This window comes from Duganella sp. LjRoot269 (assembly GCF_964254095.1).
Classification (GTDB): domain Bacteria; phylum Pseudomonadota; class Gammaproteobacteria; order Burkholderiales; family Burkholderiaceae_D; genus Rugamonas; species Rugamonas hordei.
In genome coordinates, this window is record NZ_CAXUSL020000001.1 from 557,153 (window position 1) to 579,574 (window position 22,422).

Here is a 22,422-nt window from a genome sequence, read left to right on the forward strand (position 1 = left end):
CATCCCGCCGCAGCATGCATGAGTTGAGTATAAACCTGATTTCCAGCAAACGTAGTAGCCATCACGAAATGATTTATACCTTTACGAGAATTTACAACGCCGGCTGTTGACATTCGAAGCACACCATAGCTCGCTTGGTGTAACGTCAAGTTTGCTGTTTTGTACCAACTGTATCCCTCCCGTTCACGTCGGTAAGCAATTGTAAGAACACCTGTAACGGCGGGATCCGCGGCCTAAACTGAACTCGTATTTCTCTCTACCCTGAAGTGGTTTTTCGCCTGCGCCCCAAGCGCAGGCTTTTTTTTATCTACGGAGTTACCATGCGTCTTGTTTTCTCATCCACGTTGCAGCGCGTGACCGCCGCACTGGTCCTGAGCGCCGCGCTGTCGCCGGCGTTTGCCCTGCCTGTCATGGAGATGCGCGCCGAGGATTTCCTGCCGATGGCGGCCGAATTGAAAAAATCGCTGAACCTGAATCCCAACCAGCAAACCCTGTGGCAGCAGACGGAAAGCAAGACCCGCAACCTGCTGCGCGAACGCCAGGCGCGCCGCGAGCGCCTGCAGGCGGCCACGCTGGCCGGCACCAGGGTGGCCGGCGCCGAGCTGCGCGACCTGGCCAAGGCCATCGACGAGGAAACCGCCACCAGCGCCAACGAGGAAAAGCTGATGCGCGAATGGTGGCTGACTGTCAACGATGCCTTGAACGAAACCCAGCGCCAGGCTGTCGTGCAACTGGTCGGCGAACAGCTGCTGCGCGTGCCTGACAACGGCGGCAGCCATGAAGGCGCCGCCCCGCGCAAGGAAGGTGGCGAGCGCCACAGCGGCGGCCGCAAAGGCGGCATGGGCGGCAGCGTGGGCGGCCCCGGCGGCGCCAGCATCAGCCTGCCGGGCGGCGGTGGCTGACAGTTGAGGGCATCCCTTGACGCGGCCGGCGCGTGTGTATCGTAAAGTAAAAATTGGCCCTGCGACCGGCTTGCAGCCAGGCCTGACGGTAGAATATTCAGCCTATGAACAGACTGATACCTATCGCTTGCCTGACGCTGCTGGGCGCCCCCGGCGCCTACGCGCAAACGGCGCAAACCGATGCCGCGCCGGCCACTTCAGCCACCCCGCCTGCCAAACCCGCGCTGGGACCGGACGGCAAGCCGGTGCAGCAAGTCACCATCAGCGGCGGCCGCGCCAGCGACATGGACGAGCGCCGCAACTCCATCGCCGGCAAGCAGGTCTACGGCCGCGAGGAGCTGGACCGCAACGGCGACAGCAATCTCGGCGACATCCTCAAGCGCTTGCCGGGCGTGACCATCGGCGGCCGTCCCGGCCGCGGCGGCGATGTGCGCATGCGCGGCATGGGCAGCGGCTACACGCAGGTGCTGCTGAACGGCGAGCGTCCGCCGGCCGGCTTCTCGATGGAGTCGCTGTCGCCGGACCAGGTCGAGCGCATCGAGATCATGCGCGGCCCGATCGCCGAGCACAGCACGCGCGCCATCGCCGGCACCATCAACATCATCCTGCGCGACGGCTACCAGCAGCGCGACAACCAGCTCAAGTTCACCGACACCATCGAGCAGGGCCGCCACGCGCCCAACGTCTCGCTGACGGTGCCGGGCAAGGTCAGCAGCCTGACCTGGCTGCTGACCGGCTCGATCTTCGAGAACCGCCAGCACGACCAGACCGAAACCTACAACCGCGACACCCGCGGCGACGGCGTGGTGCTGAAGGACCAGAACGTCCTCGACGAAACCAGCCGCAACTCGCGCGGCATCCATTTGACGCCGCGCCTGACGTATAAATTCGACAACGGCGACACGCTGAACTTCCAGCCCTTCCTGATGGCCAACCGCAGCGACGGCAATTCGCGCAGCGACCTGACGCAGAACTTCGGCCTGGTGCCGCCGGCGCTGCAGCAGCCGCCCGAATACAACCTGGCGCTGACCAGCAGCCATTCCGAATCGACCTTCCTGCGCGGCTTCGGCAACTGGGTGCACAAGCTGCAGGGCGCGTCCAAGCTGGACGTCAAGTTCGGCTTCGGCAGCGGCCACAGCGACAACGATTCGGTCCGCTATCAATACGACAACGCCGGCGGCCTGCTGAACCGCTACACCGACACCTCCAGCGTGCGCGACCGCAGCGCCAGCAGCGGCGGCAAGTACACCACGCCGATCGGCAAGCAGCACTCGCTGGCGGCCGGCTGGGATATCGAGCTGGGCCATCGCGTGGAAACCAAGACCTCGCTGGACAAGGACGGCGCCGCGCAGTTCGAGGATTCGGGCGACAACCTGACCGCCGACACGCGCCGCCTGGCCGTGTTCGCGCAGGACGAGTGGGACATCAGCAAGCAGTGGTCCGGCTACGCCGGCCTGCGCTGGGAAGGCATACGCACCACCAGCACCCGTTCCGGCACCGACATCAGCAACACCAGCAGCGTGCTGAGCCCGCTGCTGCACGCGGTCTACCGCATCCCCGACCACGACAAGGACCAGATCCGCGCCAGCCTGACCAAGAGCTACAAGGCCGCCAACATCCAGGACCTGATCGCCTTGCCGTCGCTGTCACGCCTGAACAGCGCCACCCGTCCCGACCGCACCGGCAACCCCGACCTGAAGCCCGAGCTGGCGACGGGGCTGGACTTCGCCTACGAGCACTACCTGGGCCGCAGCGGCATCCTCACCGCCGGCGGCTTCATCCGCGATATCGACGACCTGATCCGCCGCCAGCTGAGCCTGCAGAACACGCCGACCGGCCCGCGCTGGGTGTCCACGCCGGCCAATATCGGCCACGCCCGCACCAAGGGCATCGAGCTGGAAGCCAAGTTCCAGCTGCAGGAGCTGGTGGCCGACGGTCCGGCGCTCGACTTCCGTTCCAACTACAGCCGCTTCTGGTCCAGCGTCGACGACATCCCCGGCCCCAACAACCGCCTCGACGCGCAGCCCAAGCAGACCGCCAACGTCGGCCTGGACTACCGCCTGAAGCAGGTGCCGCTGACCCTGGGCGCCAGCCTGAACTGGACGCCGGAGACCACCATCCAGAGCAGCGTCGAGCAGGTGGTGTACACCAGCCGCAAGCGCTCGTTCGACGCCTACGGCCTGTGGAAGTTCAACGCCCGCAACCAGATTCGCATTTCTGCAAATAACTTAATGGCGGAAGACGCACTCGGTAGTAATATCGTGACCACCAATGGCCTGGCACAACTGGCCAACACGACCAACCAGACCTATGTGGTCTGGGGCGTCAAATATGAGATGAAGTTCTAACCAAAGGACCGCACGTGAACCGTTTTCTGTTGAGCACCCTGGCCTTGAGCCTCAGCACCGCCTACGCCGCCCACGCCGCCGACACCGTCCCGGTGTCCGGCATCGACACCCAGTACATCGACGCCAGCGTGCGTCCGCAGGACGATTTCTTCCAGCACCTCAACGGCCAATGGCTGAAGACCACCGAGATCCCGGCCGACAAGTCGAGCTGGGGTTCGTTCGCCAAGCTGCGCGACGACACCCTGCCTCAGCTGCGCGGCATCATCGAGGCGGCCGCCGCCGACAAGGCCCGCAAGCCGGGCAGCGACGCGCAGAAGATCGGCGACCTGTACGCCAGCTTCATGGACGAGGCCAGGCTGGAACAGCTGGGCACCAAGCCGCTGGCCGGCGAACTGAACCGCATTCGCTCGATCAAGGACAAGAAAGCCTTCCCGATGCTGGTCGCCCACCTGGACCAGATCGGCGTGACCACGCCCTACGGCGTCTACGTCAGCCAGGACGCGCGCGAGTCGACCAAGTACGCGGTCGGCATCTCGCAGAGCGGCCTGGGCCTGCCGGACCGCGATTACTACCTGAAAAAAGACGACGCCAAGATGGCGTCCACGCTGGCCAAGTACGAAGCCCACGTGGCCAAGATCCTCGGCCTGGCCGGCGACAAGAACGCCGCCGCCAGCGCCAAGGCCATCGTCGCGCTGGAAACCGCGCTGGCCGAGGCACAATGGACCAAGGTGGAAAACCGCGACCCGGTCAAGCGCTACAACAAGACGCCGATCAGCCAGCTGGCCGAACTGGCGCCGGGCTACGACTGGCAGCACGCGCTGGCCGCCGAAGGCGTCGCCGCCAAGGTCGACTACGTGATCGTCAACCAGCCAAGCTACCTGAAGGCCTTCACCGCCGTGGTCGACAAGACCGACCTGGCGACTTGGAAATCCTACTTCGAATGGCAGCTGCTGCGCAGCGCCTCGCCTTACCTGTCGAAGGCCTTCGCCGACGCCAATTTCGATTTCTACAGCACCGTGCTGACCGGCGTGGCCGTCAAGCCGCCGCGCTGGAAATCGGCGGTGGCGCTGGAAGAGCGCGCGCTGGGCGAAGGCCTGGGCAAGCTGTATGTGGCGCAATATTTTCCGGCCGACCGCAAGGCGCGCATGGAAGAGCTGGTGAAGAACCTGCTGGCCTCGTACAAGACCAGCATCGACACGCTGGACTGGATGAGCCCGGAAACCAAGAAGGAAGCGCAAGCCAAGCTGGCCAAGTTCACGCCGAAGATCGCCTACCCGAACAAGTGGCGCGACTACTCGTCGCTGTCCATCGTCAAGGGCGACCTGATCGGCAACGTGCTGCGCGCCTCGACCTTCGGCCACCAGCGCATGGTCAACAAGCTGGGCAAGCCGATCGACCGCGAGGAGTGGGGCATGACGCCGCAAACCGTCAACGCCTATTACAACTCGACGATGAACGAGATCGTGTTCCCGGCCGCCATCCTGCAGCCGCCGTTCTTCGACGCCAAGGCCGACGACGCGGTCAACTACGGCGCCATCGGCGCGGTGATCGGCCACGAGATCAGCCATGGCTTCGACGACAAGGGCAGCCAGTCCGACGGCGACGGCAACCTGCGCGACTGGTGGACCAAGGAAGACCGCGCCAACTTCAAGGCCAAGACCGACGCGCTGGTGGCGCAGTACAACGGCTACAGCCCGATCAAGGGCTACAACGTCAACGGCGCGCTGACGCTGGGCGAGAACATCGCCGACAATTCCGGCATCGCCATCGCCTACAAGGCCTACAAGCTGTCGCTGGGCGGCAAGCCGGCGCCGGTGATCGACGGCCTGACCGGCGACCAGCGCTTCTACATGGGCTTTGGCCAGGTGTGGCGCAGCAAGATGCGCGACGAGCAGCAGATCGTGCTGATCAAGACCGACCCGCATTCGCCGGGCCAGTTCCGCGCCAACGGCACCATGGTCAACCAGCCGGGCTTCTACGAAGCCTTCGGCGTGAAGCCGGGCGACAAGATGTATGTTGCGCCGGAACAGCGCGTGATCATCTGGTAAGCGTTTATTTGCCGTAAATTTTCAGAAAAAGGCCACCTCGTGTGGCCTTTTTGCTATTGTTCCAAGACTTGCCTATACATTTATTGGAAATAGACTTGAAAGCACACTTACTGAGCGCCCTGATGCTGGCGCTGCTGGCCTCCGCCGGTGTCCACGCCCAGCAAAAAATTTCCGGCGTGGATATCGCCAACATCGACCCGTCGGTACGCGCGCAGGACGACTTCTTCGTCAACCTGAACGGCAAATGGCTGGCCAAGACCGAAATCCCTTCCGACAAATCGAGCTGGGGCTCGTTCGAGAAGCTGGACGACGACACCAAGCCGCAGCTGCGCGCCATCATCGAAGCGGCCGCCGCCAATCCGGACAAGGCCAACGGTACCGACGCCCAGCGCATCGGCGACTTCTTCGCCAGCTACATGGACGAGGCCAGGCTGGAGCAGCTGGGCCTGAGCCCGCTGCGCGCCGAGCTGGACCGCGTCGCCGCGCTGAAGGACAAGAAGGAAATCCCGGCGCTGATCGCCCACTACAACCGCTTCAGCGTGACGGCGCCGTACGGCTTCGTCATCCACCAGGACAACAAGGATTCGACCAAGTACGTGGCCGACATCGTGCAGGACGGCCTGAGCCTGCCGGACCGCGACTACTACCTGAAGAAGTCCGACAAGAAGATGGCCGACACGCTGGCCAAGTACCAGCAGCACGTGACTAAAATGCTGGCGCTGGCCGGCAACAAGAACGCCGCGGCCGACGCCAAGTCCATCGTGGCGCTGGAAACCGAACTGGCGAAAATCCAGTGGACCAAGGTCGAGCTGCGCGACCCGGTCAAGGCCTACAACAAGGTGCCGCTGGCCAAGCTGTCCAAGCTGGCGCCGGGCTACGACTGGTCCACCTGGCTCAACGACACCGGCATCGCCGGCAAGGTCGACTACGTCATCGTCAGCCAGCCGAGCTTCGTCACCGGCTTCAACAAGGTGCTCAACAAGACGCCGCTGGCGACCTGGCAGGCCTATTTCCAATGGCAGGTGATCCACGCCAGCGCGCCCTACCTGTCCAAGGACTTCGCGCTGGAAAACTTCGCCTTCTACGGCACCGTGCTGGCCGACGTCAAGGAACAGCAGCCGCGCTGGAAGCGCGCGGTCAACGCCACCGACGGCGCACTGGGCGAGAGCCTGGGCAAGCTGTACGTCGAGCAGCACTTCCCGGCCGAGCGCAAGGCGCGCATGGAAGCGCTGGTGAAGAACCTGCTGGAAGCGTTCAAGCAAAGTATCACCACCCTGGATTGGATGAGCCCGGCCACCAAGGAGCAGGCGCAGGCCAAGCTGGCCAAGTTCACCACCAAGATCGGCTATCCGAACAAATGGCGCGATTATTCCAAGCTGGTGGTGGCCAAGGATGACCTGGTGGGCAACATGCAGCGCTCGCACGAGTTCGAATACCTGAAGGAGCTCAACAAGCTAGGCAAGCCGATCGACCGCGACGAATGGGGCATGACGCCGCAAACCGTCAACGCCTATTACAACCCGGAGGTGAATGAGATCGTGTTCCCGGCCGTGATCCTGCAGCCGCCGTTCTTCAACGCGGACGCCGACGACGCGGTCAACTACGGCGGCATCGGCGCGGTGATCGGCCACGAGATCAGCCACGGCTTCGACGACCAGGGAGCGCAATACGACGGCGACGGCAACCTGCGCGACTGGTGGACCAAGGCCGACCACAAGAACTTCGCGGCCAAGACCAGGATGCTGGTCAAGCAATACAACGCCTACAGCCCGGTCAAGGGCTACAACGTCAACGGCGAGCTGACCCTGGGCGAAAACATCGCCGACAACAGCGGCGCGGCGATCGCCTACAAGGCCTACCTGATTTCGCTGAACGGCCAGCCGGCGCCGGTCATCGACGGCCTGAGCGGCGAGCAGCGCTTCTACATGGGCTTCGGCCAGGTGTGGCGCAGCAAGATCCGCGACGCGCAGCAAATCGTTTACCTCAAATCCGACCCGCACTCGCCCGACCAGTTCCGCGCCAACGGCACGGTGCGCAACCAGCCGGGTTTTTACAACGCTTTTGGCGTAAAACCGGGCGACAAGATGTATCTGGCGCCTAAAGACCGCGTCATCATGTGGTAACCATTTTGTGTTGGCCGGCCCCTGTGATATAAAACCGCACGGGGCCAAACAACGTGGATTGGCCTGTTTCGTTTTTCAAACCAGAAGGATAATCGTGAAACGTCATCTCGTAAGTGCATTGACCCTGAGCCTGATCGCAGGCCTGGCCGGCGCCGCGGACAACACCAAAAGTGTAGCTCCCGCCAGCGCCAAGATAGCAAGCGGCACCATGGCCTCCGGCATCGCCGTGGAATACATCGATCCAGCCGTGCGCGCGCAGGACGATCTGTTCACCCACATGAACGGCAAGTGGCTGGCGACGACGGAAATCCCGGCCGACAAGGCCAGCTGGGGCTCGTTCGCCAAGCTGCGCGACGATATCCAGCCGCAGCTGCGTTCCATCATTGAAGGCGCCGCGTCGAACAAGGCCGGCGGAGCGGAAGCCCAGCGCATCGGCGACTTCTACGCCAGCTTTATGGACGAAGCCAGGCTGGAGCAACTGGGCCTGACCCCGCTGAACGCTGAAATGGCGAAGATCGCCGCGATCTCGGACAAGAAGCAATTGCCGGCGCTGATCTCGCACCTGAACCAGATCGGCGTGACCGCGCCGTACAACTACGGCGTCCACCAGGACAACAAGGATTCGACCAAATACGTGGCCGACCTGTACCAGGACGGCCTGGGCCTGCCGGACCGCGACTACTACCTGAAAGCGGACGACGCCAAGATGGCCGACGCGCTGGCCAAGTACGAACTGCACATCGGCAAGATGCTGACCCTGGCCGGCGATCCGCACGGCGCCGTCACCGCGCACGCCATCGTTGAATTTGAAAAAGAGCTGGCCAAGATCCAGTGGACCAAGGTCGAACTGCGCGACCCGGTCAAGGCCTACAACAAGGTCGACATCGCCAAGCTGGGCGCTACGGCGCCAGGCTACGACTGGAACGCCTACCTGGCCGACGCCGGCGTGGCCGGCAAGGTCAGTTACGTGATCGTCAGCCAGCCTAGCTACCTGAAGGGCATGACCGCGCTGCTGGACAGCACCCCGCTGGACACGCTGAAAGCCTACTTCCAGTGGCACCTGCTGCGCTCCAACGCGCCATACCTGAGCAAGGCCTTCGTCGACGAAAACTTCTCGTTCTACGGCACCGTGCTGAGCGGCGTGACCGAGCAGCGTCCACGCTGGAAGCGCGGCGTGTCCGTGACCGAAGGCGCGCTGGGCGAAGCCGTCGGCAAGATCTACGTCGAGCAAAACTTCCCGGCCGAGCGCAAGGCGCGCATGGAAGCGCTGGTGAAGAACCTGCTGGCCGCCTACAAGACCAGCATCGACAAGCTGGACTGGATGAGCCCGGTCACCAAGAAGCAGGCGCAGATCAAGCTGGCCAAGTTCACCACCAAGATCGCCTATCCTAACCACTGGCGCGACTACTCCAAGCTGGAAGTGTCCAAGGACGACCTGGTCGGCAACGTGCTGCGTTCGCGTCAGTTCGACTACAACAAGGAACTGAACAAGCTGGGCAAGCCGATCGACCGCGAAGAGTGGGGCATGACGCCGCAAACCGTCAACGCCTACTACAATCCCGAGATGAACGAGATCGTGTTCCCGGCCTCGATCCTGCAGGCGCCGTTCTTCAACGCCGACGCGGATGACGCGGTCAACTACGGCGCCATCGGCGGCGTGATCGGCCACGAGATCAGCCACGGCTTCGACGACCAGGGCGCGCAGTACGACGGCGACGGCAACCTGCGCGACTGGTGGACCAAGGCCGATCACAAGAACTTCGCGGCCAAGACCAAGATGCTGGTCGACCAGTACAACCAGTTCAGCCCGCTGCCCGGCTACCACGTCAACGGCGAGCTGACCCTGGGCGAGAACATTGCCGACAACAGCGGCGTGGCGATCGCGTACAAGGCCTACAAGCTGTCGCTGAAGGGCAAGCCTGCTCCGGTGATCGACGGCCTGACCGGCGACCAGCGCTTCTACATGGGCTTCGCGCAGGTGTGGCGCATGAAGATGCGTGAAGCGGCGCAGATCCAGCAGATCAAGACCGACCCGCACTCGCCAGGGCAGTTCCGCGCCAACGGCACCATGCGCAACCAGCCGGGCTTCTACGACGCCTTCGGCGTGAAGCCAGGCGACAAGATGTACCTGGCGCCAAAAGACCGCGTGATCATGTGGTAATCGCCACGTAACGCAACAAGGGCCGCAGCGATGCGGCCCTTTTCAATTCGGGATCGGTTTGTCAGAGCTTGCTGACTGGAACTGGCTTTCCTTTTTGGACCTTGGTCAGGTAGACCTTGTTCAAGCCCTGGTGGTCTTGCGGGCCGAAGGCGATGTCCAGGCCGCCCAGGTTGACGTTCATGCTCTCCAGCGCGGCGAGGAAGCTGGCGCGGGTCAGGTCGGGGCCGGCTTTCTTCAGGCCTTCCACCAGCGCGACGGCATCCACATAGCCTTCGAAGGAGGTGTAGTCCACTTCGTTGATGCCCGCCGCCTTCATGTCCGCGTGGTATTGCTTGGCGATGGCCAGCGATTCGTCGAATGGCGACGGCACCACCTGGGTGATGTAGACGCCTTCGGCCGCGTCGCCGGCCGCCTTGATGAAGTTGGCGGTGCCGACAAACGACAGGTTGAAGAATTTCGGTTTGAAGCCGGCTGCGTTGGCTTTTTTCACCAGCTCGGCGCATGCCTTGTAGGTGCCGACCATCAGCACCGCTTCCGGCTTGGCCGCCAGCAGCGCCGCCAGCCCGGCGTCGACATCCTCGGTGTTGCGCAGATAGTGACCCTCGCCGGTAATGTTCATCTTGCGCTTTTGCAGCGCCAGCTGCAGCCCTTCCTTGCCTACCTTGCCGTAGGTGTCTTCCTGATAGAACAGGCCGATCTTGGTGATGCCGGCATCGGTGACCAGGCGTTCGACCTGCAGCTCGATCTCGTTAAAGTAAGACGACCGGATATTGAAGACATACTTGTTGAGCGGCGTGCGCAGGAACTCGGCGCCGGTGAACGGCGCAAAAAACGGGATATTGTTCTCGTTGACCAGGCCGATCGCGGCCTTGCTGGTCGGGGTGCCGACATAGCCGAACAGCGCGAACACGCCGTCCTTCTTGATCAGTTTTTCGGTGGCGGTGGCGGTGCGCGGCGGATCGTAGCCGTCGTCCTCGCTCACCAGTGTGATTTTGCGTCCGTTGACGCCGCCAGCGGCATTGATTTTTTTAAAATACGCCTCGCTGCCAGCCTTCATACCCTGCCCGAGCCCCGCAGTGGGGCCGGACAGCGCGTTGGCCATGCCTATCTTGATTTCCGTCGCTGTCACGCCGGTTTCCGCTGCGGCGGCCGACATCCATGATGCAAGAAACAGCCCGACTACTTTGCAAAAAATTGTAGTTTTCATATGGCGTGCTTTCAAGTGGCGCGGGGTTTCCTCCGCAGTTAGGTTGATTCACAGTATCCTTTTGGGTGGGGGATATCAAGCGTGCGCGAACTGTTTTCAAGGAAATGCAACACTAGCCAACGACAATCCAGCCTGCCGTCGTGGCGTCGTTCTGCCGCCAATGAGGTAAACTAGGGCGCCTTCAACTCACGAACTGCTCCTATGCGCCTGCGTCACGTCGCGCCCTTGTCCTTGTTGTCCCTGCTGACCGCTTGCGGTGATTCTTTCACGCCTGTTGATGTGTACATGGCGAAGACGCCGGAGTGCAAGACCTGGCAGGAGGGTTCGCGCTACGAGTTGCCGCGCGGGATAAGCGTGTCGACCACGCCGCCGGTCACGTTGTCCGACGGCGGCGCCGAGTTCACCTTTGTCTACCTGGTGCCGCGCGGCGAGCGGGCGATGTTCCTCAGCCGCGACTACCACGTCACCGCGCCCAAGGGGCCGGTGCTGGCGAAGCTGGAACTGGTCAGCTTCTACCAGCGCGCCACCAATTCCAAGCCGGAGATCGTCGACGTGATCCCCAAGGTGCCGGACATGCTGGTGGCCGGCGCCACCAGCGACGACACCATCTGGCGCGTGCGCCTGCGCGTCAAGGACAAGCTGCCGGAACGCTTCGACGTGGTGCCGCCCGCGTTCGAGATCGCGCTGACCAAATACCCGATGCGCACCTTCACCTATCGCTACTTCGCCGACCGCAAGGCCTTCGGCCTGTGCAGCTGACGGCTGGGCGGATTTCCGCATAAGCGCCGCGTCGTTTATGCGGTTTTCCGCCGCCGGCATGCCCGGCGCGGCAGATTGATCCCTTATAAATCAACGACTTGAACCGCAGCACGTGCTTGGCACGGAAGCTGCAATGTCTCCGGTAACTACAACCACAATGGAGACCAGCATGTCCAAGTTCCGTCTGTTAGCCCTGACCCTCGCCGTCGCCGCCGCATCCAGCGCGCAAGCCCAGGAAGTGGTCCGCCTCGGCAACCTCAAGTTCGCCCACTACGGCGCCGTCTCGTATATCAAGGAAATCGCGCCCAAGTGCGGCATCAAGGTGGAAGAGCATGTCTTCGCCAAGGGCCCGGACGTGATGCAGGCCATCCTGGCCGGCGAGCTCGACGTCGGTGCCACCGCCTCCGAGGCCGCCATCTCCGGCCGCGCCAACGGCGCGCCGATCTATGTGGTGGCCGGCTTCGCCAAGGGCGGCGCGCGGCTGGTCGCCCGTCCCGACAGCAACATCAAGTCGATCAAGGATCTGAAAGGCAAGCGGGTCGGCGTCACGCGCGGCGGCATCCACGAGGTGCTGCTGATCGCCGAGCTGGCGCAAGCCGGCCTGACCGCCTCCGACCAGCCCGGCAAGGATGTGCAACTGGTGTTCCTGGCGTTCGCCGATCTGAACCAGGCGCTGCTGGGCAAGAACCTCGACGCCATCATGCAAAGCGAGCCGCAATCGTCGCAGGCGATCAACAAGGGCTACGGCGTTGAAGTGATGAAGCCTTACGACACACCGATCGGCGCGCCGATCCGCACCATGGTGATGAGCGAGAAGTTCTACAAGGAACACCGCGCCACCGCCGCCAAGTTCATGACCTGCTTCGTCCAGGCCACCAAGCTGTTCATCGACAACAAGCCTGTCGCCGAGAAATACGTGCGCGAAGTGATCTTCAAGAACCAGATCACCAAGGACGATTTCGACGACGCCATCAGCAACTCGCCGTACAGCTACGACGTCACCCCCGAGCACATCCAGATCACCACCGACGTGATGGCCAAGCACGGCACCGGCAAGATGCGCGCCGCGCCGGTGGCCAAGGACTGGGTCAAGACCGACCTGCTGGAAGCGGCCAAGAAAAGCCTCAACATCCAATAACATGCAATAAGCGGAGACACTCATCATGAGCAAGCAAAACTGGCGGGAAGCCGCCTCGGGCGTGATTGCGCCCATCGTCATCATCGCGCTGTGGCAAGCCAGCGCCATGCTGGGCTGGGTCAACCCGCAGGTACTGCCATCGCCGGCGGCGGTGGTGCAGAAGTGGTTTGAATACCTGTTGCCGCTGACCGCCTACGATCCGGCCGCCGGATCCTGGCTGAGCTGGGCGCTGTCCGGCGAACTGCTGGGCGACACCTTGGGCAGCATGTACCGCGTGGTGGTCGGCTTCGCCGTTGGCGCCGGACTGGCGCTGCCGCTGGGCCTGCTGATGGGATCGAGCAAGCGCATGTATGCGTGGTTCAATCCGCTGATGCAGCTGCTGCGCCCGATCCCGCCGATCGCCTACATCCCGCTGGCCATCCTGTGGTTCGGCCTGGGCAACGCGCCGGCCGTGTTCCTGATCGCGCTCGGTGCCTTCTTCCCGGTGCTGGTCAACACCATCGCCGGCGTGCGTCAGGTCGACGGCATCTACATCCGCGCCGCCCGCAACCTCGGCGTCAGCCAGCGCACGATGTTTGTCCGCGTGATGCTGCCGGCCGCCGTGCCCTACATCCTGTCCGGCGTGCGCATCGGCATCGGCACCGCCTTCATCGTGGTCATCGTGTCCGAGATGATCGCGGTGAACAACGGCCTCGGCTTCCGCATCCTCGAGGCGCGCGAGTACTTCTGGTCGGACAAGATTATCGCCGGCATGATCAGCATCGGCATGCTGGGCCTGATCATCGACGTGGGCATGAACAAACTGAACAATCATTTGCTGCGCTGGCACCGTGGCCTGGAGAACTGACATGAAGATGGACATCAACTCGACGCATATCGAAGTCAAAGACGTCAACAAGGTTTTCAAGACCGACAGCCGCGAAGTGATCGCCCTCAAGGAGATCAACCTCGACATTCCGCAAGGCCAGTTCGTCTGCCTGCTGGGACCTTCGGGCTGCGGCAAGTCCACGCTGCTGAACGCGATCGCCGGCTTCTCGCTGCCATCGTCGGGCACCATCACGGCCGACAAAAAGCTGGTGACCGGCCCCGGCCCCGAGCGCGGCATGGTGTTCCAGGAATACGCGCTGTTCCCCTGGATGACGGTGGAAAAAAACATCGCCTTCGGCCTGGAAATCAAGGGCATGCCGCAGGCGGAAATCACCGCCAAGGTCGACCAGCTGCTGGGCATGCTGTCGCTGAGCGATTTCAAAAACCGCTATCCGAAAGACCTGTCCGGCGGCATGCGCCAGCGCGTCGCCATCGCCCGCGTGCTGGCCTTGGACTCGCCGATCATGCTGATGGACGAGCCGTTCGGCGCGCTGGACGCACTGACCCGCCGCAACCTGCAGGACGAGCTGCTGCGCATCTGGGCCGAGCTGAAGAAGACCATCATCTTCGTCACCCACAGCATCGAGGAGGCGATTTACCTGGCCGACCGCATTGTCGTCATGACCTACCGTCCCGGCACCGTCAAGCGCGACCTGATGGTGGACCTGCCGCGCCTGCGCGACCCGGCCGCCGCCGAGTTCAACGCGCTGAAACGCGAACTGGGCCAGCTGGTGATGGAAGAGCAGCAGCGCCATCACAACGACGAGATGCGCATGGCGGCGGTGGATTAAGGCCGCGTCCGCACGGTGCAGTAGAATCTGCGTATGCGCCCCCAAAAATCCCTGCTATTGCTGTTCGCACTCGTGTGTGCGCTGGGCGTGATTGCCGGATCGTATCTGGCAGGCACCTGGCGCGCACGCGAAGAACTGCGCCAGCAGGGCCAGCGCCAGTTGCAGCTGATGGCGCCGGACCTGCAGTCGCTGCTGCAAAAATATGAGACGCTGCCTTTCGTGCTGGGCTTCCAGCCAGACCTGATCGTGGCGCTGGCGCACCCGTCCGACGCGCAGGCGATCACCCGCCTCAACAGCACGCTGCAGACCATCCAGCAGCAGGCCAAGGTCGGCGCCATCTACGTGATGGACCGCGACGGCCTGACCATAGGCGCCAGCAACTGGGACCAGCCGCTGGGCTTTGTCGGCAAAAACTTTTCCTATCGTCCCTACTTCGACGCCGCTCTGCATGGCAGGGCGGGGCGCTTCTACGGCATCGGCACCAGCACCAGCGAGGCCGGCTACTTCATCGCCCAGCCCGTGTACCGCAACGGCACGGCCGGCGGCCCCGTCACCGGCGTGGTCGCCGTCAAGATCAGCCTGGCCGATTTCGAAAGCACCTGGCGCAGCAGCGACGACGCGATCGTGCTGGCCGACAGCGCCGGCGTGATTTTCCTCAGCAACCGTCCCGACTGGATTTACCGCAGCCTGAACAAGCTGGATGCCGCCACCGAGCGGCAACTGGCGCACACGCAGCAATACATGGGCCAGAAGGTGACGCCGCTGAGCGGCCATCCCGACCTGTTCGTCACGCAGGCGGTCGGCCAGCTGGGCTGGCAGCTGATGCTGTTCCCCGGCCAGGCCCGCGTGCTGCGCACCGGCGCGCAGTGGGCGTCGGCGGCGACCCTGCTGCTGGCCTGCGCCGCGGTGTCGGTCTGGGCGCTGCATCAGCGCCGGCGCCGGCTGGAAGAACGCATGGCTTCACGCGCCGCGCTGCAAAAAGCCGCCGCCGAACTGGACGACAAGATCGTCGAACGCACGCAGCAGCTGCGCACCACCAACCAGCATCTGGAAAGCAAATACGCCAAGCTGCAGGAAACCGAACACCTGCTGCGCTCCACGCAAAACGAGCTGGTCCAGGCCGGCAAGCTGGCGATGCTGGGCCAGATGGCGACCGGCATCACCCACGAACTGAACCAGCCGCTGGCCGCGATCCGCGCCTTTGCCGACAACGCCCGCATCTTCCTGGAGCGGGGGCAGGGCGAGCAGGTGGCGGGCAACCTGGGCCACATCAGCGAGGCCAGCGCGCGCATGGGCGCCATCATCGGCCAGTTGAAAGGATTCGCGCGCAAGGACGAGACGGTCGCCACGGTGGACCTGGCGGCCTCGGTGCGGGCCTCCGCCTTTCTGCTGGAGAGCGAGTTCCGCCGCCATGCCGTCACGCTGGAGATTGCGGCGGTGGACGACATCAAGGTGACCGGCGACAGCGTGCGCATCGAGCAAGTGCTGATCAACCTGCTGCGCAACGCGCTGGATGCGGTGGAAAGCGCCGAGCGCCGCGAAGTCGCCATCCGCCTTGAACGCGAAGGCGATTGCGCGCTGATCAGCATCAGCGACAGCGGCGCCGGCATCTCCGAGCAGGTGGTGGCGCATTTGTTCGAACCGTTTTTCACCACCAAGCCTTCCGGCAAAGGGCTGGGCTTGGGACTGGCGATCTCGTCGTCCATCGTGCAGGCCATGAACGGCCGGCTGGCGGCGCATAATCAAGCCGGGGGCGGCGCGTGCTTCGAGCTGCGCCTGCCGCTACAACAAGAAGGAGCATGAAGTGCAGGCTATCCTGATCGAAGACGAAGCCGCGCTGCGCCTCGCCACCAGCCAGACGCTGGAGCTGGGCGGCTTCAGCGTGCAGGCCGTCGCCAGCGCCGAGGAAGCGCAGCCGCTGCTGCGCGCCGATTATCCCGGCGTGGTGGTCACCGACGTGCGCCTGCCGGGTCGCTCCGGGCTCGACCTGCTGGCGCAGATCGCCGCGCTGGACGCGGAATTGCCGGTCATCGTCGTCACCGGCCACGGCGACGTCGAGATGGCGGTGGCCGCGATGCGCAGCGGCGCCTATGACTTCATCGAGAAACCGTTCGCCACCGAGCGCCTGCTGGAGGCGGTGCGCCGCGCGCAGGAACGGCGCCGGCTGGTGCTGGAGAACCGCCAGCTGCGCGCGGCCCGCGCCCGGCATCCGGACATGCCGGACCTGGTCGGCCGCTCCGCCGCCATCGAGCAGTTGAAAGTCATGATACGCAACGTCGCGCCGGCCGGCGTCGACGTGCTGATCAACGGCCAAACCGGCACCGGCAAGGAAGTGGTGGCGCGGCTGCTGCACGCGGCCAGCGGACGCAAGGGCAACTTCGTCGCCATCAACTGCGGCGCGCTGCCGGAATCGGTGTTTGAAAGCGAAATCTTCGGCCACGAAGCGGGGGCCTTCACCGGCGCGCAAAAGCGCCGCATCGGCAAGCTGGAGTTTGCGCACGGCGGCACCGTGTTCCTCGACGAAATCGAAAGCATGCCGATGGCCTTGCAGGTCAAGCTGCTGCGCGTGCTGCAGGAGCGCCGGCTGGAACGCCTGGGCGCCAACGAATCGGTCGCGCTGGAATGCACCATCGTCGCGGCGACCAAGGTCGACCTGCTGCAGCTGAGCGCGCAAGGCCAGTTCCGCGAGGATTTGTACTACCGCATCGGCGTGGTCAGCATTGACCTGCCGCGCTTGCGCGACCGGCGCGACGACATTCCTTTGCTGCTGGCGCACTTCGCCGCCGACGCGGCCGCCCGCTACCATCGTCCGCTGCCGGAGTGGAGTCCGCAGCAGATGGCGCAATGGCAGGCGGCGGAATGGCCGGGCAACGTGCGCGAGCTGCGCAACTTCGCCGAGCGGCTGGTGCTGGGACTAGGGTTGGGGACGGCCGCGGCGGCTGCCGGCGAGCCCTTGTCGCTGCCGCAGCAGGTTGATCATCACGAGCGTGAGCTGATCGTGCAGGCGCTGGCCGCGGTGGACGGCAATGTCGCGTTGGCGGCGGATCAGCTGATGGTTCCGCGCAAAACCCTCTACGACAAGCTGAAAAAATACCAGATCGCGTCCGGCCGCAAATAAAAAAACCGGCCATGGAGGCCGGTTCTTCAGGAGCAGCGGAAGCTTACTTGGCTGGAGCCGATGCGGCTGGAGCGGAAGCTGCTGCAGCGGCGGCTGGCGCCGGCGCTTCAGGTTCCTTGAACTTGGCGCCGCCTTTGTTGGCCATGTAGACCACGGCGCGGGCCACTTCGACGTCGTCCAGGTCCGGATTGCCGCCTTTGGCCGGCATGGCGCGGATACCTTCAACAGCGTGCTTGAGCAGGGTGTCGTAACCTTGCGCGATGCGGGCAGTCCATGCACCGGCGTCGCCGAACTTCGGAGCGCCGGCGGCACCGCTGCCGTGGCAGGCTGCGCAGGTCGAGGTGTAGATGGCTTCGCCGGACTGCAGCACTTTTGGTGCGTTCGCGTCTTTCAGCGTGAAGCCGGTGTCGGCGACAGGAGCGATACGGGCGGCGACTTCTTCAGGAGCCTGGCTGTTCGAGCCGCGGCCGGTCAATTTGTCTGCGGTGACGAACTGCACCAGCAGGATAATACCGATAACTGTAACCCCAAAGAAGCCAATCACCGCAGCAACGAGCTGCTTGGGCGTGCGGATGGCGGATTCGTGTTCGTTGTGTGCGTCGCTCATGATTTCCTTAACAGACTAAATTCGAAGCCGGGTGGCGTGCGAAAAATTGATCAGCCAGCTGCCTAGTAAAACCTTCACCAAACGGGCGATTATAGACGTAAAAATGCCTTCATGGAAACGCTAAGATGCTCAAAACGACACTTTCCATGGACGGGTGTCGATAAAAACGGTATCCTACGGCACACTTCAGAAATTCCCCTCCGTGCGGCTGTAGCTCAGTGGATAGAGTATTGGCCTCCGAAGCCAAGGGTCGTGGGTTCGATCCCCGCCAGCCGCACCAAAATTTTCCATATAAATCAAATACTTAACCTTTGCATTGGTTCGCAATGTGATGCGTTAATTCGCATATTTCGGCACACTCACTGTGCACAAAATCGTGCCGAGCATTCTGTCATCAGGCGTTGTAAAAGGATTGTTGGCACAGTCGTGCTGCATTGATCGTACATAGGCTCGGACTTAGCCTTGATCTGCCTGCCGCTTCGCCAGAGTCTCAATAGCGTTGATTCCCGCTAACATTTTTTCCCGTGCAGAGCTGTTAGACGAATGGACAAAAAGTGCTGGAGGACTAAACCCCCGAGGGCATCTTCGCAGTCGGAGGGCGATAGATGCTCTGAAAGGCGAATGGTGAAGCTATGCGCATCAGTGATACATCTCATTACAAATGATGATTGGCGAAATATGGCGCGGCGCAGCATAATTTCTCTGTCTCCTCCAACTCCCTCCAAGGATTGGATTTAACCCGCCCCAGTTGGCGGGTTTTTTTTGTCAAAATTGTGGCTTTGGGATTGATGGGGTAAGTACTCGCCGTTGCTAAAGCTCGTGGGGCAAGTTCGACTTTTCCCCATCATCAACGATGACTTAGTAGGTGTAGAACATGCGCTGGATTTCCTTGCTGTCGCTGGTCTTGGTCAGCGCCAGCATCAGCAGGATGCGCGCCTTTTGCGGACTCAGCGTATCGGAGACCACGAAGTCCAGCTCGTCGTCGTTGGCTTCGCCATTGCGGGCCACGATGCCCTGACCGACGCGGGCCGAGCGCACGATCAGCACGCCTTGCTTGCGGGCGGCCGTCAGCGAAGGCAAGACCTTGGACGCCAGGCTGCCGTCGCCGACGCCGGCGTGGATGATGCCCTTGGCGCCAGCCGCCACCAGTGCATTCAGCGCGACCGGGCTGACGTTGGCGTAGCCGTAGACGATGTCGACCTGCGGCAGCGCGTCCAGCTTGCTGATGTCAAACTCGGTGTCGGTCGTGTGCTTGCGAGTCGACGCATGGTAGAAGTAAGCCTTGTTGCCCTGGATGTAGCCCAGCATGCCCAGCTCCGGCGTCTTGAAGCTGTCCAGGGTCGAGGTGTTGGTCTTGGTGACGTCGCGCGCGCCCTGGATCTGGTCGTTCAAAGCCACCAGCACGCCCTTGCCGATGGCTTCCTTGCTGGCCGCCAGCAGCACCGCGTTATACAGGTTGATCGGGCCGTCCGCCGACAGCGCGGTGCCCGGACGCATGGCGCCGACCAGCACCACCGGCTTGTGGCTCTTCACCACCATGTCGAGGAAGTAGGCGGTCTCTTCCAGCGTGTCGGTGCCGTGGGTGATGACGATGCCGTCGACGTCCGGCTGCGCCAGTAGAGTGTTGACGCGCTTGGCCAGCACCAGCCAGTGTTCGTTGCTCATGTTTTCGCTGGCGATCTGGAACACTTGCTCGCCCTTGACTTGCGCCACCTTGGCCAGTTCCGGCACGGCGGCGATCAGGCGGTCGACCCCGACTGTAGCGGCGGTGTAGCCGACCGTGGTGGTACTGGTGGCCCCGCTGCCGGCGATGGTGCCGCCGGTGGCCAGGATGGTCACATGGGCCGATGGCGCGGCGTCGGCGGCGCGGACCGCTGGAACGGACCCGGCCAGCAGCGCCAGGGCGCACAGCGCGGACAACAGACGGGAGGAAATAGGAACGAACATAGAGTCTCCAAGAGAGTTAAGGGGGATGGATAGGGCCTGATCCCGAAAGGGGCCAAACCCCGGAGGTGCTTTGTGGGTTTTATTCGCCGGGATGTCAGAACTTATGCCGGATCCCGACCGACAGTGCTCGCGATCCATCTCCAGCAGCCGGCGCGCTGCCACCGCTGGAGGCATCGCCCACCACGTTGGTGGCGGCCAATTCGTTGCGGATGCTGCCGAATGAACTGTAGAGGTTGGTGCGTTTGGAAAGCGTGTAGGTGTAGCCCACCGCAAACTGTCTTCCGCCCCGCTGGGTCGCGGAACGGTCCTGCTTTTTCACATACGAGGCCAGCAGCTTGCCTTGTCCGAGCGGCACTGAGGCACCCAGCAGGAAGTCGCGGAAATCGCCGCCGACGTCGTTCTTTTCGGTTTCAAACGCGGCGTGCACAGTCGCGGGGCCGAAGTTGTAGCTGGCGCCCAGCAGGACCTCTTTCATCGTATTGAAAGAAGTGATCTTCAGGCTGTCATATGCCAGGGTTCCCACCAACGGGCCTGCGGCGTAGTCAATGGAAAAAGCGATGGTACGGCCCAAGGTGCTATCGCCGGCCTGTTCGCCAAAACCAACCATCACGGTGGCCGACAGGCCATTCAGCCTGGGCGTTGCATAGCTGACGGTGTTATTGGTACGTGCCGTGCCGATGCTCATCAGGTTGGTGGCGGCGCCGGTAAAGCCGGTTTCAAAGGGGTCGATGCCGTCCAGCGCGATGAAGATCGGGTTGCATTGACGGCCCAGGTTGACGGTACCGGCGCTGGTCGTCAGGCCGACATAGGCATGGCGGCCGAACAAGGCGCCGTTCTGGCGCGCCTTGCCGGTGTCGAGATCCAGCCCGTTCTCCAGCACGAAGTGGGCGTTCATGCCATTGCCCAGGTCCTCCTGCCCCTTGAAGCCCAGCCTGCTGCCGGACTGCACGCCTGTGGCCAGCTTGGTGACCGCGCCATCGGCGCCCCCGGTTTCGCGGGCGATGCCAGCGTCCAGTATGCCGTAGACGGTGATGCCAGATTGCGCCGAGGCGGCGCCGGCTGCGGAGGCGAGCAAGAGCCCAGCTACTAATGATGTTTTCATAAACGATCCAATAAGATTGTGCGATAGGTGCAACTACGCGACCGGGCACTGCAACGCCGTGCCCGGAAAATCGAGGGTGCGGCGATACCCGCCGGACCTGTGGGAGCAAGGTCCGGACTCGGTCAGCCGTGAAATTAGCGATGGAGTGGCGCTGCCGGCGCTTGCGTCAAGAAGCCGGTCTGCGCGTTCGGGCGGGAATTACTTTGTTCATTGCCTTTGTCTCCGTTTTATATATAGTAAAAAGCGATTTGAAGCGGATGACCGCCATCGAATATCCTTTTCACAACAGAGTTAGCACTATCTGTGCCACGGGAATGGCAAGCCGGGCCATTGAACCAAACCATTGATTACATGAGGTTTTTTTGAAATGGACGGGGCCAGGCGCCGGTGCCCGAGTATGAACTTTCATACTCGGACCTTGAGCTGAGTATCAATTTCGTTAACGATTTTTTCTTCGGACCGATCCGTTTTGCCCCGCTTCGTCGTCTTACACATAACAGGCCCGATTGGCGGGCCTGCCCGACCGGAGACGAACTATGACAACCTTGATGATTCCCCTGACCATCGACCCCGCCAACCAGCGCCAGGTGCTGGACATGTTGCGCGACAATATCAACACGGTGATCCGTACGCTGGATGGGTGGATTGCCACCAACTTGATCGCGAGTGCGGATGGAACGCGCATCGTCATCCATTCCCAATGGCGTGACGTCGCGGCGGTCGACACGATGCGAACCGACCCCAGAATGGTCGCCTACTACCCCAAGCTCGCCGCACTCGCCACGATCGACCCCATCATGGGTGAAGTCGTCGAGGCGGCCAGGGCTTGATAGTTTGATAAACTCGTACCCGGTATCGACGGACGTGGAGGCGGCCAGCAATGAACGATGGTGGCGCAGGATTTTGAAAAACTGCTCGGTGAGATGCGGTCGACGGCGCCGTCAGCGCCCGGCTGCTTGCCTATGTGGAGGGATTCAAGACCGGTGATTTCGACACGGTACGCGCCATGCTGGCCGATGACGTCAGACTTGAGCTCGTGACCAAGCTGCGGCGCAACGGCAAGAGCGAAGTCGGCGAATACTTCGGCGCCTACGCCATTGCCGTGCGATGGGTATTCTCGCCGGCGGTGGTTGACGGCCGCGCCGCGATGCTGGTGTTTGACCGCAACGTATCGCTTGATACGCCGGCGTATTTCGTGGCGCTGGAATTTGCCGGCGACCACGTCGTTGGCATACGCGACTTCCTGTATGCCCGCTACGCGATGGACGGGGTGGAGATACGGGCTATCGCCTGAGCCATGATCG

The 22,422-nt window shown here is 62.8% G+C and carries 17 protein-coding genes and 1 tRNA gene; 14 read left to right on the plus strand and 4 right to left on the minus strand.

Annotated elements, in window-relative coordinates; translation table 11 throughout:
* Window positions 1-320: 320 nt before the first annotated feature.
* The 5 genes from ACSQ3S_RS02430 to ACSQ3S_RS02450 all read left to right on the plus strand — a co-directional run bounded on the left by ACSQ3S_RS02430 (window position 321) and on the right by ACSQ3S_RS02450 (window position 9,582).
* Entirely contained in the window at window positions 321-902 is a 582-nt protein-coding gene (locus ACSQ3S_RS02430) for a hypothetical protein (RefSeq protein WP_353401955.1), read from the plus strand.
* A 104-nt stretch (window positions 903-1,006) separates the two neighbouring features.
* Window positions 1,007-3,250 (plus strand): TonB-dependent receptor plug domain-containing protein, encoded by a 2,244-nt coding sequence (locus ACSQ3S_RS02435; protein ID WP_436141485.1) that lies wholly within the window; start codon window positions 1,007-1,009, stop codon window positions 3,248-3,250.
* A gap of 14 nt (window positions 3,251-3,264) precedes the next feature.
* A complete protein-coding gene (locus ACSQ3S_RS02440; protein ID WP_436141486.1) occupies window positions 3,265-5,298 on the plus strand; it encodes a M13 family metallopeptidase in 2,034 nt (677 codons plus the stop codon).
* Window positions 5,299-5,420: 122 nt separating this feature from the next.
* Window positions 5,421-7,421 carry a M13 family metallopeptidase gene (locus ACSQ3S_RS02445; protein ID WP_436144983.1) on the plus strand — a complete coding sequence of 667 codons (2,001 nt, stop codon included), beginning with the start codon at window positions 5,421-5,423 and terminating at the stop codon, window positions 7,419-7,421.
* Window positions 7,422-7,515: 94 nt separating this feature from the next.
* A complete protein-coding gene (locus tag ACSQ3S_RS02450; protein WP_353401961.1) occupies window positions 7,516-9,582 on the plus strand; it encodes a M13 family metallopeptidase in 2,067 nt (688 codons plus the stop codon).
* 61 nt (window positions 9,583-9,643) lie between these two features.
* Here ACSQ3S_RS02450 and ACSQ3S_RS02455 read toward each other — a convergent pair whose 3' ends face one another.
* Window positions 9,644-10,711 (minus strand): ABC transporter substrate-binding protein, encoded by a 1,068-nt coding sequence (locus ACSQ3S_RS02455; protein ID WP_436141487.1) that lies wholly within the window; start codon window positions 10,709-10,711, stop codon window positions 9,644-9,646.
* Between the two features lie 363 nt (window positions 10,712-11,074).
* Between ACSQ3S_RS02455 and ACSQ3S_RS02460 the strand changes: the two genes are divergently transcribed.
* The 6 genes from ACSQ3S_RS02460 to ACSQ3S_RS02485 all read left to right on the plus strand — a co-directional run bounded on the left by ACSQ3S_RS02460 (window position 11,075) and on the right by ACSQ3S_RS02485 (window position 17,462).
* The gene (locus tag ACSQ3S_RS02460) at window positions 11,075-11,548 is read left to right on the plus strand and encodes a hypothetical protein (protein ID WP_436141488.1); all 474 of its coding nucleotides are present in this window, start codon (window positions 11,075-11,077) and stop codon (window positions 11,546-11,548) included.
* A gap of 169 nt (window positions 11,549-11,717) precedes the next feature.
* Window positions 11,718-12,686 carry an ABC transporter substrate-binding protein gene (locus ACSQ3S_RS02465; protein ID WP_176653078.1) on the plus strand — a complete coding sequence of 323 codons (969 nt, stop codon included), beginning with the start codon at window positions 11,718-11,720 and terminating at the stop codon, window positions 12,684-12,686.
* Between the two features lie 25 nt (window positions 12,687-12,711).
* The gene (locus ACSQ3S_RS02470; RefSeq protein ID WP_413446884.1) at window positions 12,712-13,533 is read left to right on the plus strand and encodes an ABC transporter permease; all 822 of its coding nucleotides are present in this window, start codon (window positions 12,712-12,714) and stop codon (window positions 13,531-13,533) included.
* 1 nt (window position 13,534) lies between these two features.
* Complete coding sequence (locus ACSQ3S_RS02475) at window positions 13,535-14,344, plus strand: ABC transporter ATP-binding protein (protein ID WP_353401970.1); 810 nt, start codon at window positions 13,535-13,537, stop codon at window positions 14,342-14,344.
* 33 nt (window positions 14,345-14,377) lie between these two features.
* On the plus strand, window positions 14,378-16,147 hold the full coding sequence (locus tag ACSQ3S_RS02480) for a sensor histidine kinase (RefSeq protein ID WP_436141489.1): 1,770 nt from the start codon (window positions 14,378-14,380) through the stop codon (window positions 16,145-16,147).
* A gap of 1 nt (window position 16,148) precedes the next feature.
* Entirely contained in the window at window positions 16,149-17,462 is a 1,314-nt protein-coding gene (locus ACSQ3S_RS02485; RefSeq protein WP_176653075.1) for a sigma-54-dependent transcriptional regulator, read from the plus strand.
* A 43-nt stretch (window positions 17,463-17,505) separates the two neighbouring features.
* Here the strand turns inward: ACSQ3S_RS02485 and ACSQ3S_RS02490 are convergent, their stop codons facing one another.
* On the minus strand, window positions 17,506-18,069 hold the full coding sequence (locus tag ACSQ3S_RS02490; RefSeq protein WP_353401976.1) for a c-type cytochrome: 564 nt from the start codon (window positions 18,067-18,069) through the stop codon (window positions 17,506-17,508).
* A gap of 204 nt (window positions 18,070-18,273) precedes the next feature.
* Between ACSQ3S_RS02490 and ACSQ3S_RS02495 the strand changes: the two genes are divergently transcribed.
* Window positions 18,274-18,349: transfer RNA gene (locus tag ACSQ3S_RS02495), tRNA-Arg, on the plus strand.
* A gap of 578 nt (window positions 18,350-18,927) precedes the next feature.
* Here the strand turns inward: ACSQ3S_RS02495 and ACSQ3S_RS02500 are convergent.
* Both ACSQ3S_RS02500 and ACSQ3S_RS02505 read right to left on the minus strand, forming a co-directional pair.
* Window positions 18,928-20,016: a type II asparaginase gene (locus tag ACSQ3S_RS02500; protein ID WP_436141490.1), complete on the minus strand. Its 1,089-nt coding sequence runs from the start codon at window positions 20,014-20,016 to the stop codon at window positions 18,928-18,930.
* Window positions 20,017-20,110: 94 nt separating this feature from the next.
* Complete coding sequence (locus ACSQ3S_RS02505; protein WP_436141491.1) at window positions 20,111-21,091, minus strand: porin; 981 nt, start codon at window positions 21,089-21,091, stop codon at window positions 20,111-20,113.
* 563 nt (window positions 21,092-21,654) lie between these two features.
* On the opposite strand from ACSQ3S_RS02505, the gene ACSQ3S_RS02510 reads away from it, so the two are divergent.
* Window positions 21,655-21,948, plus strand: a complete 294-nt coding sequence (locus ACSQ3S_RS02510) for an antibiotic biosynthesis monooxygenase (protein ID WP_176653071.1) — start codon at window positions 21,655-21,657, stop codon at window positions 21,946-21,948.
* Between the two features lie 134 nt (window positions 21,949-22,082).
* Complete coding sequence (locus ACSQ3S_RS02515) at window positions 22,083-22,412, plus strand: hypothetical protein (protein WP_436141492.1); 330 nt, start codon at window positions 22,083-22,085, stop codon at window positions 22,410-22,412.
* Window positions 22,413-22,422: the final 10 nt, after the last annotated feature.